We start from the raw sequence: 14,558 nt of genomic DNA, 5'->3' as shown, positions 1-14,558 counted from the left end.
GTAGAAACAATGCCGATCAGTTAAGCGATTAGCAGGTTTGGCTCGGCTTCGGTGGGAGATCACCCGCTGCCATGGCACCGCGCTGTCGCGCAGCAAACACGCAACCTCCGTAGGAGCAGCTTTAGCTGCGAAAGGCTTCGCAGCTAAAGCTGCTCCTACGGGGTGTCCTTACCAAACTGGTGCGAAAAGCCCCTTCCTTCAGGTGGGGCATGAAAGCGCCACCGCGAAGCGGTCATAAGGGTTAAGATCCATAAAACCGCCCCTATTCTGTGTTTCATGACTGAAATGAAAGCGACTTGAGCAGTCGCACGATTCGTGAGCGTGGTCGTTTTCTGTCGGCGTTCGACATTCACAAGTACACCAACGGGGCCGGCAAAGACCTGAGCCTGCACAGCCAATCGGTGCAGGCTGTTGCCGACGAATATGTCACACGGCGCAAGCAGTTCTAAAAGCGCCAGCTACGCTGGCGCTGCTCGGGCGGCGCTCGGCGCAGCCTGGGCTGGGTGCCCTTCAAGGTCGGCGCGGCTGTCTGGAAAAACGGCCAGGTCGTCTTCAACAAACAGCACTTCAAGGTCTGGGACAGCTACGGCCTGGCGGGCTTTAAATTCAGATCCGGTAGCTTCAACGAGGACAGCCGTGGACGCTGGTATTTCAACGTCGTGGTCGAGGTCGATCGCCAGTTATCGCCAGGCCAGGATGCAGTGGGGATCGACCTCGGACTGAAAACCACGGCCACCTGCAGCGACGGTGATCGCCTTGAAAGCGGCAGGTTCTACCGGGATCTGGAGAGAGCCCTGGGCACGGCCCAGCGCGCCGGCAAGAAGGCCGGGTGCGGGCTATTCACGCCAAGGTTGCGAACCGCCGCAAGGATGCCCTGCACAAGTTCAGCAATGCGCTGGTAGCGCGTTGTGGCGTCATTGTGGTGGGCGATGTGAACTCACTGAAACTTGCGAAAACCAGAATGGCCAAGTCGGTGCTGGACGCCGGCTGGGGCCAATTGAAAACCATGCTGGAATACAAATGCGATCACGCAGGCACGGTTTTCAAGGTTGTTAGCGAGAGAAACACCACCCAAACCTGTTCGAGCTGCAAGCAATTGCCGGACTCGAGGCCCAGAGGTATCGCAGGGCTTGGAATAAGGGAATGGACTTGTTGTGGGTGCGGTGCCACCCACGACCGCGACGTCAACGCCGCAAAGAACATTCTCGCGCTCGGGCATGAGCGTCCAATTGTGGGAATCCCCGCCCTTTAGGGCGGGGAGGATGTCAAAGTTGCCTGCCGATCAATTACGATCCAGCCACACCGTCTGCGCATTGCAGAATTCACGCACGCCAAAGTGTGACAGCTCGCGACCAAAGCCGCTTTTCTTGACCCCACCAAACGTTACCCGTGGGTCGGAAGCGCTGTAGCCGTTGATAAACACCCCACCGGTTTCCAGCTGTTCGGTCAGTTGTTCAGCCCGCGCCACATCCTGGGTGTAAATCGTTGCCGTCAGGCCAAACTCGCTGTCGTTGGCCAGCTCCAGGGCATGCTGTGCATCCCGGGCGGTAATGATCGAGGCAACGGGGCCGAACAGCTCCTGGCGGAACGAAGTCATCCGGTCGGTGACATCGCCCAGCACGGTCGGTAGATAGAAGTTACCCGCGCCTTCGGCTTTACTGCCACCAAGCAGCAGGGTCGCGCCTTCGCTCAGGGTCGCCTGCACCTGGCCGTCCAGTTCGTCGCGCAGGTCGAAGCGCGCCATCGGGCCGATATAGGTAGCGTTTTGTGATGGATCACCGACGACCAGCTGGCGAGTCTGCTCGACAAACCGCCGGGTAAATTCCTCGACCACGCCCTGCTCGACGATCAGCCGCTTGGCCGCTGCGCAGACCTGGCCGGTGTTCTGGTAGCGGCCGATCACGGCCGCTTTTACTGCTTCATCCAGGTTGGCATCGTTGAGCACGATGAATGGGTCGGAACCGCCCAGTTCCAGCACGCATTTTTTCAGGGCGGCACCGGCCTGCGAGCCGATGGCAATACCGGCGCGCACACTGCCGGTCAGGGTCACGGCGGCAATGCGGTCATCGGCGATGGCTTTCGATACGCCGTCCGGGGTGACGTTGATCACCTCGAACACGCCGTCCGGGAAACCGGCCTGCTGCAACGCATCGCGCAGCAGATAGGCACAACCCATGATGTTCGGCGCGTGCTTGAGCACGTAGGTATTGCCGGCCAGCAAGGTTGGCACCGCGCCGCGCAGCACCTGCCAGTACGGGAAGTTCCATGGCATCACCGCCAGCACCGGACCCAGCGGGCGGTATTCGATACGCGCCTTGCCGCCCGGCACTTGGGTCGGTTCCGGGGCGAGCATGGTTGGGCCATTCTCGGCGTACCATTCGCACAACTGCGCGCATTTTTCGATTTCGCCACGCGCCTGGGTGGCCGGCTTGCCCATTTCCTGGGTGGCCATGCGGGCCATGTCGATGGCCTGTTCGCGCAGCACACTGGCCAGCACGGTGACGAGCTCGACGCGCTCGGCGAGCGACTTGCGTTTCCATACGCTAAAACCTGCCGCAGCCCGCGACAGTGCGGCGTCCAGTGCCGCTTCGGTTTCATAGGGATAGGCGCCGATCTGTTCACCGTCGTTCGGGTTGATCGAGATGGCGTGGGTCGTATGGGAAACGCTGGTCATTTTCAGGCTCCGGTCTTATTGGAAAGTGATGCCAGACTAATGCCCTGCTATGATCCTGAAAACTGAATAATAATGACGAACCCATTCACGTTTGGAGAATGCTGTGGATCTTGTCCAGCTGGAAATCTTCAAGGCGGTTGCCGAGCACGGCAGCATCAGCGCTGCGGCGCAGCATATTCACCGGGTGCCCTCGAACCTCACCACACGTATCAAGCAGCTCGAAGAAGATCTTGGCGTTGAGTTGTTCATCCGTGAGAAACAACGCCTGCGCCTGTCACCGGCCGGCTGGAACCTGCTCGATTACGCCGGGCGCATTCTGGAGCTGGTCGAAGAGGCGCGGATGACCGTCGCCGGTGAAGAACCCCGCGGCCCGCTGGCGCTGGGCTCTCTGGAGAGTACCGCTGCGGTGCGCATTCCGGCGTTGCTGGCAGCCTACAACCAGGCTTTTCCCAAGGTTGAACTGGCATTGTCCACCGGCTCTTCCGGGACCATGATCGACGGCGTGCTGGCCGGTAACCTGGCGGCGGCCTTTGTCGATGGCCCGGTCCTGCACCCGGCGCTGGAAGGCATCCCGGTGTTTCAGGAAGAAATGGTCGTCATCGCGCCGCTCAACCACGCACCGATCCATGGCGGCCGCGATGTGAACGGCGAGCAGATCTACGCTTTTCGCTCCAACTGCTCTTACCGCCACCACTTCGAAAGCTGGTTCGCCCATGACTCGGCGGTGCCGGGCAAAATCTTCGAAATGGAGTCCTACCACGGCAAGCTCGCCTGCGTCAGCGCCGGCGCCGGCCTGGCCCTGATGCCGCGCAGCATGCTCGAAAGCATGCCCGGCAGCGCGATGGTCAGCGTCTGGCCGTTGAACGAACAGTTTCGTCACCTCAACACCTGGCTGGTATGGCGCAAAGGCACGGTATCGCGCAGCCTGTCCAGCTTCATAGAGCTGCTGCAAGCGCGCAGCGACAACCTCAACGCAACCCCCAAGGAGTGACCCATGCTGATCGATCACCTCGACCATCTGGTGCTGACCACCACTGACCCGCACGCGTGCGAAAACTTCTATGTGAGGGTGATGGGGATGCAGCTGGAGGTCTTCGGCGCGGGTCGCAAAGCCTTTCGGTTCGGCAATCAGAAAATCAACCTGCATGTGAAGGGCGGCGAATTCGAGCCCAAGGCCCATCTGCCAGTATCAGGAGCGCTGGATCTGTGCTTTATCAGCGCCGTGCCGCTGGAGCAGTTCATCAAGCACCTGCAACAGCACAACTGGCCCATCATCGAAGGCCCGGTGCAGCGCACTGGCGCCACCGGCCCGATCCGTTCGGTGTATGTGCGTGATCCGGACCTGAACCTGATCGAGGTGTCCGAGTATTTGTCCGGCTGAAGCCGCCTTGTTGGTTCAAGCGCACAGCACCGATCTTGGTGGCAGGCAGCTTTGCTGGCGAAGCGGCGGTAAATGCCGCTGTCTGGGTGGTGTCAGGATTCGTCGGCCGAGCCGACGCCCAGCGGATCTAGGTCGGGTCTGCAAGTGTTGATGCTGCCGGCCCGTCCGTGACCAGGCTCGCGCCTACACAAACCGCCCGTAACGGCCATTGGAATAGAGCAGTGGTTGCTGGTCCGAGTACCAGCAATGCTCGACCCGGCCGAGCACCACCAGATGCGAGCCCACCTGACTCAGCTCGGTCACCACGCAATCAAACCCGGCACTGCTTGCCGCCAACGCCGGGTTGCCACTGCTCAGGCGCGTCCACGCATGTCGGGCAAAACGCTCCTCAGGCGGCAGACCACCGGCAAAATCGTTGGACACCTGCAGCGCATCGGCGCTCAACACATTCACCGCAAAGCGTCGCTGCTTGAGTAGATGCGGATAAATGCTGGCGCCGCTATTGACCGCAATCAGCACCGTTGGCGGGTCGGCCGTGACCGAACTGAACGCGGTGGCCGTCAGCCCGAAATCCCCCTCGTCACTGCCGCAGGTGATGACATTCACTGACGCTGCGGTGTTACGCATCGCCAGCTTGAAACTGGCAGCGTCGACACTGGGCGCGATGGGTTTTTCGACAACAAGTACAGTCATGACTCACTCACCAGTAATCAACGAAGGGCCAGCTTCTGGCCGCGTAAAGTCTCGGCGATACGCTCGCGGCCATGCAGCGCCTCAATGCTTTTCAGGCGATTGAGCACCTGCTCGCTCCAGGACGGCGTGGTCTGTCCCTGCTCGCGGGCAAACGCGCCGGCCAGCGCTTCGTAGCCGCTGATGCGTTGCTGCTCATCGTCGGCAATGGTATAGGTCTCGCGGTGCAGCACCAGAGGTTGCGGCAGGCGTGGCTTGATCGCTGCCGGGCGTGCCGGGTCGGGATGCCCGACCACCAGACCGAACACCGGAAACACCAGCGGCGGCAGTTGCAACTCATCGATCACCGCCTGCAGGTTATTGCGCAGCGCACCGATGTACACCGTGCCCAGGCCCAGCGATTCGGCTGCGACCACCGCGTTCTGCGCAGCCAGGGCCGCATCCAGGCTGCCGACCAGCAGGCTGTCGAGCAAGGCCGGTACTTCCAGCTCCAGACCCTGCACGTCAGCAATCCGCTGGGCGCGTGAGAAGTCGGCCAGCCAGACCAGAAACAGCGGCGCCTGACGAATGTGCTGCTGATCATTGGCCAGCGTTGCCAGACGCGCCTTGCGCGCCGGGTCTTGCACCGCCAGCAGACTCCAGGCCTGCAGGTTGGACGAACTTGACGCTGATTGCGCAGCGGCCAGCAAGGTTTCCAGGGTGCCCTCGGGCAACGGTGTATCCAGATACTGCCGCACGCTGCGATGGCCGAGCAGGGCTTCGATCACCGGGTTGGCTAACGCCGGGGCGTAGTCATCGGCCTGGCGATAGCGTTGTTGCCACAGGCTTTGCACAGTACTCATGCCGGTTCTCCAATGGTGTGTTCGGCCTGAGCGGCCAGCGCGTGCCGGTTCTGTGGCACCGTCAGGCCCAGATGGCCACGCAGGGTGCTGTGCCGGTAGTCGTCGCGAAACAGCCCGCGCTCGCGCAGGATCGGCAATACCTCGTTGGTGAAGCGGGCGAAGTCGCTCGGTGCGCCGACATGAATGTTGAAGCCGTCGACTGCGCCTTCGCGGAACCAGCGTTCGATCTCGTTGGCGACAGTCAGCGGTGAACCGACAAAACTGGAATAGGGCTGGCCGAAACGCAGCGCCGCCTGGCGCACGCTGAGGTTCTGCTCGCGGGCCACGCGCTTGATGCGCTCGGCATGGCCGCGATAACCGTTGCTGCCCAGCTCACCCAGATCCGGGAACGGCCCGTCGAGGTCATACTGGCTGAAGTCGTGATAGTTGAATGGCCGGCCCAACTGAATCAGCGCCTTGTTCAGGTCCAGCTCACCCTTGCGCGCCCGCTCGATGGCCTGGGCCTGTTCGTCAGTATCAGCAATGATCGGGTCGATGCCGGGAAACAGCAGCACCTGCTCAGGATTACGCCCTGCCGCAGCGGCACGACGCTTGATGTCGGCGTAGTACTCCTGAGCATCTTCGAAGTTATCGACGCCGGCAAAGATGCCCTCGGCAATCGAAGCCGCCAGGCCGCGCCCGGACTCCGACACCCCGGCCTGGAAAATCACCGGTTGGCCCTGCGGCGAGCGGGAGATGTTCAGCGGCCCGGTGACCGAGAAGAACTCACCTTGATGGTCGAGGCGATGCTGTTTGTCCGGGTCGATGAAGCGCTTGGCGGCTTTGTCACGCGGGAAGGCATCGTCTTCATAGGAGTCCCACAGTCCTTGCACCACCGCCACATGTTCATGGGCCCGGCGGTAACGCTCGCCATGGTCAATGTGCTGCTCACGACCGAAGTTGCCGGCAGCGCCTTCAAGACCTGTGGTCACCACATTCCAGCCGGCCCGGCCGCGGCTGATCTGGTCCAGCGAACCGAACTGGCGCGCCACGTTGAAGGGCTCGGTGTAAGAGGTGGTCAGGGTCGCCACCAGGCCAATCTTGTCGGTGGCGCCGGCCAGCGCCGAGAGCAGGGTCAGCGGTTCCAGGCGGTTGAGAAAATGCGGTGCGGAGTCGGGGGTGATATACGGGCTGTCGACGATGAACACAAAGTCGAACTTCGCCGCTTCGGCCGCACGGGCCTGCTGTTTGTACCAGTCGATATCGATGCTGGCGTCGCCAGGGATTTCCGGGTGCAGCCATTCATGCTGGCTGGTGCCGACGCCGGTGAGGATGGCGCCCAGGTGCAGTTGACGTTGAGACATGATCAGAGTCCTTTATATCGGGGTTACTGGCCTTGTCGCCGGCAAAGCCGCCTCCCACATAGCCAGTGGGAGGCGGCTCTGCCGGCGATTGCAGTGCGCAGCACTGCCAGAGGAGATCAATCAGCCGGTGTGGGCGGTCTTCGCCGAACCTTGTTGGGTGACCCGTGCGCGGATGCGGGGCAGCAGGTCTTGGCCATACTCGGCGGCATCGCGCAGTTGCTCGAAGCCGCGGAACAGAAAAGTAGTGATACCGGCGTTGTAGTAATCCAGCGCCGCCTCGGCAACCTGATCGGCGGTGCCGACCAGCGAGGTGGAGTTGCCGGCCGCGCCGGTCAGCGCGGCGATTTCGGTCCACAGGCGTTTGTCGTGCACCTTGCGCTGGCTGGCCAGTTCGACCAGCCGCGCCGAGCCGATATTGTTGATGCCGACCTTGTCGCGGCGCTTGCCCTGGCGCAGGTGATGCAGATGCCGGGCGTCTTCCAGAATGCGCTCGGCGCGGGCCCAGGCTTCGGCTTCGGTGCCGCCCAGAATCGGCCGCAGCGACAGGCTGAAACGAATGTGTTGCTCGCGGCCATATTTGGCGGCGGCCTTGCGCACTTTGGCAATGCGCTCGCGCACCTGCTCCAGCGGCTCGCCCCACATCATGTACACGTCGGCGTGCTTGGCGGCGACTTCCACGGCGGCATCGGAGGCGCCCGAGAAGTAGATCGGCAGGTGGGGCTTTTGCAGCGGCTTGACCAGGGTCAGGTTGTCTTCGACGCGGTAGTGTTCGCCCTGATGATCGAACGGTTGGGTGCCGGTCCAGGTCTTGCGCACCACCTCCAGGTATTCGTCGGTGCGAGCATAGCGGGCGTCCTTGTCGAGGAAGTCGCCGTCGCGTTGCAGGTCGCCGCTGTCGCCACCAGTGATCACGTTGATCGAGGCGCGGCCATTGCTCAGGTGATCCAGGGTCGCAAACTGCCGGGCTGCGAAGGTCGGTGCCTGAAAGCCCGGCCGGTGGGCGACCAGCAGGCCAAGCTTGTCGGTCACGGCCGCCGCATAACTGGCGAGAATCATCGAGTCGGCAGAGCTGGTGCTGACCGCCAGCAAGGCTTTGTCGAAACCGCCGTATTCCTGGGCCTGGGCCAATGCCTTGACGAACGCCACGTCCACCACCGGACCACGCGGTGCCTGTGATTCGCTGCCTTCCTGAGGGCCGATCAGGCCGATAAATTCGAGACTCATAGCGGGTAAACTCCTGTTGATCCTGTGGAAGGTGCCTCTAAAAACTACCTGCGTTGCCATCGCTGCGTTAAAACCAGGCTCAGGATGCTCATTTACAACCGTAAACTCCGCTCCTTCGCCTGTTTTTGCCTTGCGCTGGCTGCCTCGCCTACGTTTTTAGAGACACCTTGGGCGCCGCTCTGCATGGAGCGGCGTCGTGATGCACGTCAGGGCAATAGGGCGATACTAGGAGGGGTGGTTTTTATATGCAAAGAACGTATAAAAATATCGTTATATTATTTTCAATGGTTATTTATTGGCTGGCTCTATTCAGCCGTTGTGGTTTTCGTAAGCCAAGGTGTTCTCGTAACGTCGTGCCTTGATACTCGGTACGAAATAACCCGCGGCGTTGCAGCTCGGGCACCACCTGTTCAAGAAAACGCTCGGCACCGCCGGGCATGTACGGGGCCATGATCACGAAGCCGTCGGCAGCGTTCTGTTCCAGCCACTGCTGCATCTGGTCGGCCACTGTTTGCGGCGAGCCGATGAATTTGGCGAAGGCCAGGCTGGAGGCATACCAGCGGCCCAGTTGTTCGAGCGTCCAGCCGGCTTCGATGGCATTGCCGATCACCACGTCGAAGCGGCCCTTGCTGCCGCGAATCTGCTCGCGGATGTCGGGCACCGGCGCGGTCGGGTCGTGCCGGGCGAGGTCGTAGTTCATGCTTGCCGACATGAACGCCAGGCCGGCGATGGGCAGGATTGATTCGTCCAGTCGTGCGGCCAGTTCATGGGCCTGCTGGTCGGTGTCGGCAATGATCGGGTACAGGCCCGGCAGCACCTTCACATCGTCTGGCTGGCGTCCGGCATCCACCACCTGTTGCTTGAAGATACGGTAGAACGCCTGGGCCTTTTCCAGCGTCGATTGCACCGGGAACACCACCTCGGCGTTTTGCGCGGCCAGCGACTGGAACGCAGCCGATACGCCAGCCTGGATCAGCACCGGGTGGCCCTGCGGCGGGCGCGGCAGGTTCAACGGCCCGCGCACTTTGAAGTGCTCACCGTCGTGGTTCAGGTAGTGCAGCTTGCTGGCGTCGGCATAACGACCGCTGGCCTTGTCCGCAACAATCGCCTCGTCTTGCCAGCTGTCCCACAGCCCGCGCACCACATCGAGAAACTCGGCCGCCTTGGCATAACGCTCGGCATGGCCCAGGTGCTGGTCGAAGCCGAAGTTGCGCGCCTCACCGTCGTTGACCGAGGTCACCGCGTTCCATGCCGCGCGGCCGCCGCTGAAGTGGTCCAGGGTGGCGAACTGGCGGGCCGCGTGGTACGGCTGGTGGTAGCTGGTGGAAATGGTCGCGCCCAGGCCAATGTGCGAGGTCAGCACGCTCAGTGCCGAAAGCAGCGCCAGCGGTTCCGGTGAGCCATTCGGTCGCCAGCTCACGGCGGCGTCGAACGAGCCGCCATGAATATCGTCCAGCGCCAGTTTGTCGGCGACAAACAGCATATCCAGCCTGGCCGCCTCGGCCTTTTGCGCAAGCTGCTGATACCAGCGGATGTCCAGCGCATTGCCGGTTTCTGCCTCCGGCAAACGCCAGCCCGCCAGATGCGTGCCAGCGTGGCTGACGAACAGCGCCAGGTGCAATTGGCGATTTACCGGTGGCTGGGTCATTGCGCCGCCTCAGGCTTGCGCACCCGGTGCGGGATATCGTTATCGGCAATCAGCACCCGTTCCATCACCCGCTCGAATTCGCCGTAGTTGTAGACCGGGTAGTGCAGCAGGGCGCGGTTGTCCCAGAACGCCACGGTGCCGGGAGTCCACTTGAAGCGCACCTGGTATTCGGGGTTGCTGAATTCCTTGAGCAGTTCGGCGACCAGCGCTTTGCTGTCTTCTACCGACCAGCCGATAAACTGCGGCGACATCGAGAAGTTGATGAAGATCGCGTCTTCGCCTGTTTCAGGATGGGTGCGCACCAGCGGGTGAGCGAGGATCGGATAGGCATAGCCGACCTTGTCCAGCGACGACTTGAAGTTATGCGTCACGTACAGGTTGTCGATGCGCGTTTTGAGTTCATCAGACAGCCCGCGATACACCAGGCCGGCATCGGCCCACACCGTATCGCCGCCCAGCTCGGGCAACGCCACCGCGCGCAACACCGCGCCCCAGGTCGGCTTGAGCATCCAGCTGGTGTCGGTGTGCCACCGGCCCTTGGGCGCATTGCCGTAGGTTTCGCGAGCCTCCCTGGCGAGGATCAGATGGGCCTGGGGCTTGCTGTGGTCCTGCTTCTTGGTGGTCGGGTGCTCGTACAGTTCACCGAACTGCCGGGCAAAGGCGATCTGCTGTTCGCTGTTGATGTGCTGGTCGCGGAAGAACAGCACCTTGTGCTTGAGGATCAGCGCGTGGACCTCGTCACGTTGCTGAGCACTCAGCGGGCGACTCAAATCAATACCGCTGATCTCGGCCCCGACAGTGGGTTCCAGCGGCTTTACGCTGAGCGGTGGAGTGATGGATACAACGTTTTCTGCGGGCATGCTGTAGTCCTCTTGTGGTTACGGTAATAGCGGTGGGAGGAGCGGCTTTAGCCGCGAAGCAATCACTGACGCTTACCAGTCATACGAAACCCGCGCGTAATAGAACGCGCCGTTCAGCCCGTACGGGCTGAAGCTGCCGTAGGCGTCGGGGTTGTTGATCTCGGTGGGGTTGCTGCTGCCCAACCCGGTGGCGGTCGGGGTCGGGTCCTGTTTGTCGGGGCGTACGCCGAACAGGTTGTTGGCGCCCAGCGACAGAGAAATGTTGTCGGTCAGCAGGTAGGTCACGTCCAGATCGGTGATCCACTTGGCGCCGAAACGCTGATCGGCGGCGGCGCTGGTGCCGGCCTCGGTGTACTTGCCGTAGCGGCTCACTTGCAGGTCGGTGATGAAATCTCCGACCTGCAAGTGACCGCCCAACACCAGCTTGTCGCGCGGCGAGCCCTCGGTCAGGTCGGTCTGCGCCTGATGACCGAAAATCACATAATTGCTGCCCAGCAGGCTGTCGACGGTGCCGTTGCGCTTGATGCCTTCGAGGGTGGTGCGGTTGTAGCTGTATTGCGCCGACCAGCGCACCGTACCGAAGCGGCCGTAGTCACTGTGCAACTCGCTGACCAGATCGATACCGTCGGTGCGGGTGTCGACGCCGTTCATGTTGTATTGCGCCGAGTACAAATCGTTGATGCCCAGCGAGGCCAGGGTGTCGCGCACCCGGCTCGAGGTGCCGGTGTCGCGGATGATCTCGCTCTTGACGATGCGGTCTTTGATCTCGATGCGGTAGGCGTCCAGCGTCACCCGTGCATTGCGGGTTGGCTCCCACGACAGGCCGACGCTGAAGTTGGTGGATTTCTCCGGCTCCAGATCCCGCGCCCCCAGCGCCTGGGCAGCGGTGCTACTTGGCGGCAGGTAGCGGGCCAGGAGTAACTGGGTGGTGCCATCGGGCAGCAGGGTCGCGGTGTTCTGGGTCACCGAGAAGGTCTGCTGGGCCAGCGACGGTGCCCGAAAGCCGGTATTGAAGGTGCCGCGCAACGCCAGGCCGGGCGCCAGTTCATAGCGGCTCGACAGCTTGCCGCTGGCGGTGTTGCCCGAGCTGTCGTCGTAGTGCTCGAAGCGAAACGCCGCGCTGGTGTAGAGCTTCTCGGTCAGATTGGTGCCGGCGTCCAGATAGAAGGCCACGCTGTCGCGGTCCAGGGAACCGGCATCCACCACCGAGGTGCCGGTAAACGATTGCAGCCCGGCGGTAGGGCGTTGCCCGGCACGCGGATGACCGGCCGGGTACACATAACCGCCGTCGCGGTAGGAGTCCGGCTCGCCGGCACCTTGCACATACTTTTCCCAACGGTGCTCGACCCCGGCTGAAAACTGCAGCGGTCTGGGCAGGCCGATGTCGAATGGCCGGGTGAAATCCAGGTTACTGGTCCACTGCTCGAACTCCAGCGAGCCGAGGTAGAAGTCAGTCTTGCTGGTGGGGCCGATGGACGAGTTGAGGGTGTTCTGCGCACCGAGCCGTACGTCGTCCTTGCCATAGGTGGTGCTCAGGTCGTAACCCCAGCCGCCGACATCGCCCTTGCCGCCGAACGCGACCTGAAAGTCCTGCTCGTCGATCAGCCGCTGGGCATGAAAGCCGTCGGGGACGATCTGCGGGATCGAGCCCAGATTGGTCGCCCGAAAGCTGCCGCGGGTGTCGACAATCGTCCGGTCGCTGTAGGTCGAAAACGAATACAGCTTGAGGTTGTCGTGAATCGGCAGTTCGGCGTTGTACGACAGGTTATAGACCTCGTCGCGGTTGGAGCGGCCATAGCCTTTCTCCAGCAGTCGGTCCACCGAGCCTTCCCGTGGGTCGGGGCTGGCACCGGGGGTGCCGAACGGCACTGACTGGCCATTGAGTACCGGGTAATACCAGGCGCCTTGAGCATCGCCTGCGGCATAGGATGGGCCTTGCAGGCGAATGTCCAGTGAGGTGTTGAAGAACCCACCGTTCTGGCCCAGCGCGAAGCCGCCATTGAGCGCGGTTTGTACCAGGTCGCCGGGCTTGTCTTGCTGCTGACCGGTGGTGACGCTGGCGCTGCCACCTTCTGCCTGGCTTTTGAGGATGATGTTCAGCACCCCGGCAATCGCGTCGGAGCCATACTGCGCCGACGCGCCGTCGCGCAGCAGTTCGATGCGCTCGATGGCGGCGGTGGGAATCAGGTCCAGGTCCACCGGCACGCTGCCGCTGGCGATGCGCGCAAAGTTGTTGTACACGGCGGTGTTGTGGCGCCGCTTGCCGTTGACCAGCACCAGCAGGTGATCCCCGGACAGACCACGGATCGACACCGGCCGCACCGACGAAGAGGTCCCGCCACCGGCCTGGGCCGGTGCACTGAACGACGGCACGATCTTGCCCAGCGCTTCACGCAGGCTGGCTTTGCCGGTCTTGCGAATCTGCTCGCCGCTGATGATATCGATCGGCGACGGGCTCTCGGCGACGGTCAGGGTGTTGCCACGGGTGCCGGTGGAAATCACCGACACCGTGCCCAACACGGTGTCGGCGTCGGCAGCCTGGACTGCACTGGCCAGGCCACACAGCAGCAGACCGCAAAACGCGGGCGAGCGCGGGCCTGACTGCAGACGGGTGTATGCATTCATGAAGCATTTCCTTATGGGTGCATCGCAAGAGCGGTCGGGCGGCGATCCGCGCTAGCCGCGAAGACCGCCTGGCTGCTAAAACCAATACCGTTCGATTAGACCTGCGGGAGTGGGAGGCCGGCGCTCCGGTTGCTCAGCCAAGACGGCGGCACATTCGCAATAGAGGCTCTGACTTACTGGCCTCTTCGTCGGTATGCCGCCCAGACCAGGCTCGCTCCCACAGGGTCCGTAGGGCTTATCTGGACGGTATTGCGGCTAACGCCGCCGCTGCGGGCAAACCGCGCACGGTGTTGAAGCTCGGATCGAACCCTTTGGAGACGTCCACCGGCTTGCTGAGAATGCCTTCCTCGCGGTAGATATCGGCGGTCTGTTGCAGGTTGGCGACCACCTGGTCGGTAATCGCGACTTTCTGGAATTCCGTGGCCTCGGCGCTGGCCAGGTGCACTTCCAGCGGCAGGCCGGTGACCTTCGCCTGGGCCTGGGCGTACTCTCTCGGGTGTTTGTTGGCCCATTCCCAGGCGCGGTCCAGGCGCTGCACGAAGTCGTCGAGCTGCACGCGCTTCTCGGCAATCGCCTTGCTGGTCGCGGCGGTGTACAGGTGGTTGGTCAGCAGGTCGTCACCCTTGCGCAGAATGCGTGCGCCGTTCTGGGTGATGGCGATGGTGGTGTAGGGATCCCAGGTCGACCAGGCATCGGCGTTGCCGCTTTCCAGCGCGCTGCGGGCATCGCTGGGCAACAGGTTGACGAAGGTGACGTCCGAGCTTTGCAGCCCGGCATCGCGCAGCGCCTTGATCACCAGAAAGTGGCCGATGGAACCACGGTTGGTCACCACCCGCTTGCCTTTGAGATCGGCAGCGGTTTTCAGTGGTGAATCCTTGGGCACCAGAATCGAAGTCGAGAAGCGTCCATCGGCGTGGGTAATGCTGACCACCTTCAACGGCGACCCGGCTCCGAGCGCAAACACGTAAGGCGCATCGCCCAGCCCGCCGACATCCACCGCCCCGGCGTTCAGGGCTTCGCCCAGCGGCGCGGCGGCCGGAAACTCGGAAAAATCGATGGTGTAGGGCACATCCTTGAGTTCACCGGCCGCCTGCAACAGCAACTTGTATGAAGATTTTTGGTTGGCGACTTTCAATGGCGCGAGGTCGGCGGCCTGGCTCAGAGTGCTGAACAGCAAAGAGCCGCCAAGCAGGGCGGTGCCAATCAGCGAGGCGAGCAGGGAACGGGTCGGCATAGAGGGCTCCTGACCAGGGCCGCAAGGTCCTGGATCA

Annotated in this window: 12 protein-coding genes and 1 pseudogene; 4 read left to right on the top strand and 9 right to left on the bottom strand. The window is 62.4% G+C overall.

Annotated elements, in window-relative coordinates; all coding sequences use genetic code 11:
• The first annotated feature begins 296 nt into the window (after positions 1 to 296).
• Both NJC40_RS23075 and NJC40_RS23070 read left to right on the top strand, forming a co-directional pair.
• Entirely contained in the window at positions 297 to 449 is a 153-nt protein-coding gene (locus NJC40_RS23075) for a hypothetical protein (protein ID WP_253142459.1), read from the top strand.
• 54 nt (positions 450 to 503) lie between these two features.
• Positions 504 to 1,252, top strand: a pseudogene (locus NJC40_RS23070) (RNA-guided endonuclease InsQ/TnpB family protein).
• Positions 1,253 to 1,282: 30 nt separating this feature from the next.
• Here the strand turns inward: NJC40_RS23070 and NJC40_RS23065 are convergent.
• The gene (locus NJC40_RS23065) at positions 1,283 to 2,674 is read right to left on the bottom strand and encodes an aldehyde dehydrogenase family protein (RefSeq protein ID WP_253142456.1); all 1,392 of its coding nucleotides are present in this window, start codon (positions 2,672 to 2,674) and stop codon (positions 1,283 to 1,285) included.
• Positions 2,675 to 2,777: 103 nt separating this feature from the next.
• Between NJC40_RS23065 and ptrR the strand changes: the two genes are divergently transcribed.
• A complete protein-coding gene (gene ptrR / locus NJC40_RS23060; protein WP_253142455.1) occupies positions 2,778 to 3,665 on the top strand; it encodes a putrescine utilization regulator PtrR in 888 nt (295 codons plus the stop codon).
• Between the two features lie 6 nt (positions 3,666 to 3,671).
• Positions 3,672 to 4,055, top strand: a complete 384-nt coding sequence (locus tag NJC40_RS23055) for a VOC family protein (RefSeq protein WP_253142487.1) — start codon at positions 3,672 to 3,674, stop codon at positions 4,053 to 4,055.
• A gap of 183 nt (positions 4,056 to 4,238) precedes the next feature.
• Here NJC40_RS23055 and NJC40_RS23050 read toward each other — a convergent pair whose 3' ends face one another.
• The 8 genes from NJC40_RS23050 to NJC40_RS23015 all read right to left on the bottom strand — a co-directional run bounded on the left by NJC40_RS23050 (position 4,239) and on the right by NJC40_RS23015 (position 14,521).
• Positions 4,239 to 4,748, bottom strand: a complete 510-nt coding sequence (locus tag NJC40_RS23050) for a flavin reductase family protein (protein ID WP_045492255.1) — start codon at positions 4,746 to 4,748, stop codon at positions 4,239 to 4,241.
• Positions 4,749 to 4,765: 17 nt separating this feature from the next.
• A complete protein-coding gene (locus NJC40_RS23045; protein ID WP_253142454.1) occupies positions 4,766 to 5,587 on the bottom strand; it encodes an NADPH-dependent oxidoreductase in 822 nt (273 codons plus the stop codon).
• Positions 5,584 to 6,930 (bottom strand): LLM class flavin-dependent oxidoreductase, encoded by a 1,347-nt coding sequence (locus NJC40_RS23040; RefSeq protein WP_045492251.1) that lies wholly within the window; start codon positions 6,928 to 6,930, stop codon positions 5,584 to 5,586. Before NJC40_RS23040 ends, NJC40_RS23045 begins: the two co-directional genes overlap by 4 nt.
• A 120-nt stretch (positions 6,931 to 7,050) precedes the next feature.
• On the bottom strand, positions 7,051 to 8,154 hold the full coding sequence (locus NJC40_RS23035; protein WP_253142453.1) for an LLM class flavin-dependent oxidoreductase: 1,104 nt from the start codon (positions 8,152 to 8,154) through the stop codon (positions 7,051 to 7,053).
• A 292-nt stretch (positions 8,155 to 8,446) separates the two neighbouring features.
• Positions 8,447 to 9,802: an LLM class flavin-dependent oxidoreductase gene (locus tag NJC40_RS23030; protein WP_197540962.1), complete on the bottom strand. Its 1,356-nt coding sequence runs from the start codon at positions 9,800 to 9,802 to the stop codon at positions 8,447 to 8,449.
• Positions 9,799 to 10,662, bottom strand: coding sequence for a TauD/TfdA dioxygenase family protein (locus NJC40_RS23025; RefSeq protein ID WP_253142452.1), 864 nt, complete (start codon positions 10,660 to 10,662; stop codon positions 9,799 to 9,801). Before NJC40_RS23025 ends, NJC40_RS23030 begins: the two co-directional genes overlap by 4 nt.
• Before the next feature lie 72 nt (positions 10,663 to 10,734).
• Positions 10,735 to 13,287, bottom strand: coding sequence for a TonB-dependent receptor plug domain-containing protein (locus tag NJC40_RS23020; RefSeq protein ID WP_253142451.1), 2,553 nt, complete (start codon positions 13,285 to 13,287; stop codon positions 10,735 to 10,737).
• A 235-nt stretch (positions 13,288 to 13,522) separates the two neighbouring features.
• Positions 13,523 to 14,521: an ABC transporter substrate-binding protein gene (locus NJC40_RS23015; protein ID WP_253142450.1), complete on the bottom strand. Its 999-nt coding sequence runs from the start codon at positions 14,519 to 14,521 to the stop codon at positions 13,523 to 13,525.
• Positions 14,522 to 14,558: the final 37 nt, after the last annotated feature.

This window comes from Pseudomonas sp. 21LCFQ02 (assembly GCF_024129895.2).
In the GTDB taxonomy this organism is placed as follows: Bacteria; Pseudomonadota; Gammaproteobacteria; order Pseudomonadales; family Pseudomonadaceae; genus Aquipseudomonas.
The sequence above is the reverse complement of the archived record's forward strand: the minus strand, read 5'-3'. Positions and strand labels throughout refer to the sequence as shown.

What these genes read in the sequence shown, in the direction of transcription:
- NJC40_RS23065 (WP_253142456.1), bottom strand. Translation starts at nt 2,674, where the DNA reads ATGACCAGCGTTTCCCATACGACCCACGCCATCTCGATCAACCCGAAC.
- NJC40_RS23050 (WP_045492255.1), bottom strand. Translation starts at nt 4,748, where the DNA reads ATGACTGTACTTGTTGTCGAAAAACCCATCGCGCCCAGTGTCGACGCT.
- NJC40_RS23045 (WP_253142454.1), bottom strand. Translation starts at nt 5,587, where the DNA reads ATGAGTACTGTGCAAAGCCTGTGGCAACAACGCTATCGCCAGGCCGAT.
- NJC40_RS23040 (WP_045492251.1), bottom strand. Translation starts at nt 6,930, where the DNA reads ATGTCTCAACGTCAACTGCACCTGGGCGCCATCCTCACCGGCGTCGGC.
- NJC40_RS23035 (WP_253142453.1), bottom strand. Translation starts at nt 8,154, where the DNA reads ATGAGTCTCGAATTTATCGGCCTGATCGGCCCTCAGGAAGGCAGCGAA.
- NJC40_RS23030 (WP_197540962.1), bottom strand. Translation starts at nt 9,802, where the DNA reads ATGACCCAGCCACCGGTAAATCGCCAATTGCACCTGGCGCTGTTCGTC.
- NJC40_RS23025 (WP_253142452.1), bottom strand. Translation starts at nt 10,662, where the DNA reads ATGCCCGCAGAAAACGTTGTATCCATCACTCCACCGCTCAGCGTAAAG.
- NJC40_RS23020 (WP_253142451.1), bottom strand. Translation starts at nt 13,287, where the DNA reads ATGAATGCATACACCCGTCTGCAGTCAGGCCCGCGCTCGCCCGCGTTT.
- NJC40_RS23015 (WP_253142450.1), bottom strand. Translation starts at nt 14,521, where the DNA reads ATGCCGACCCGTTCCCTGCTCGCCTCGCTGATTGGCACCGCCCTGCTT.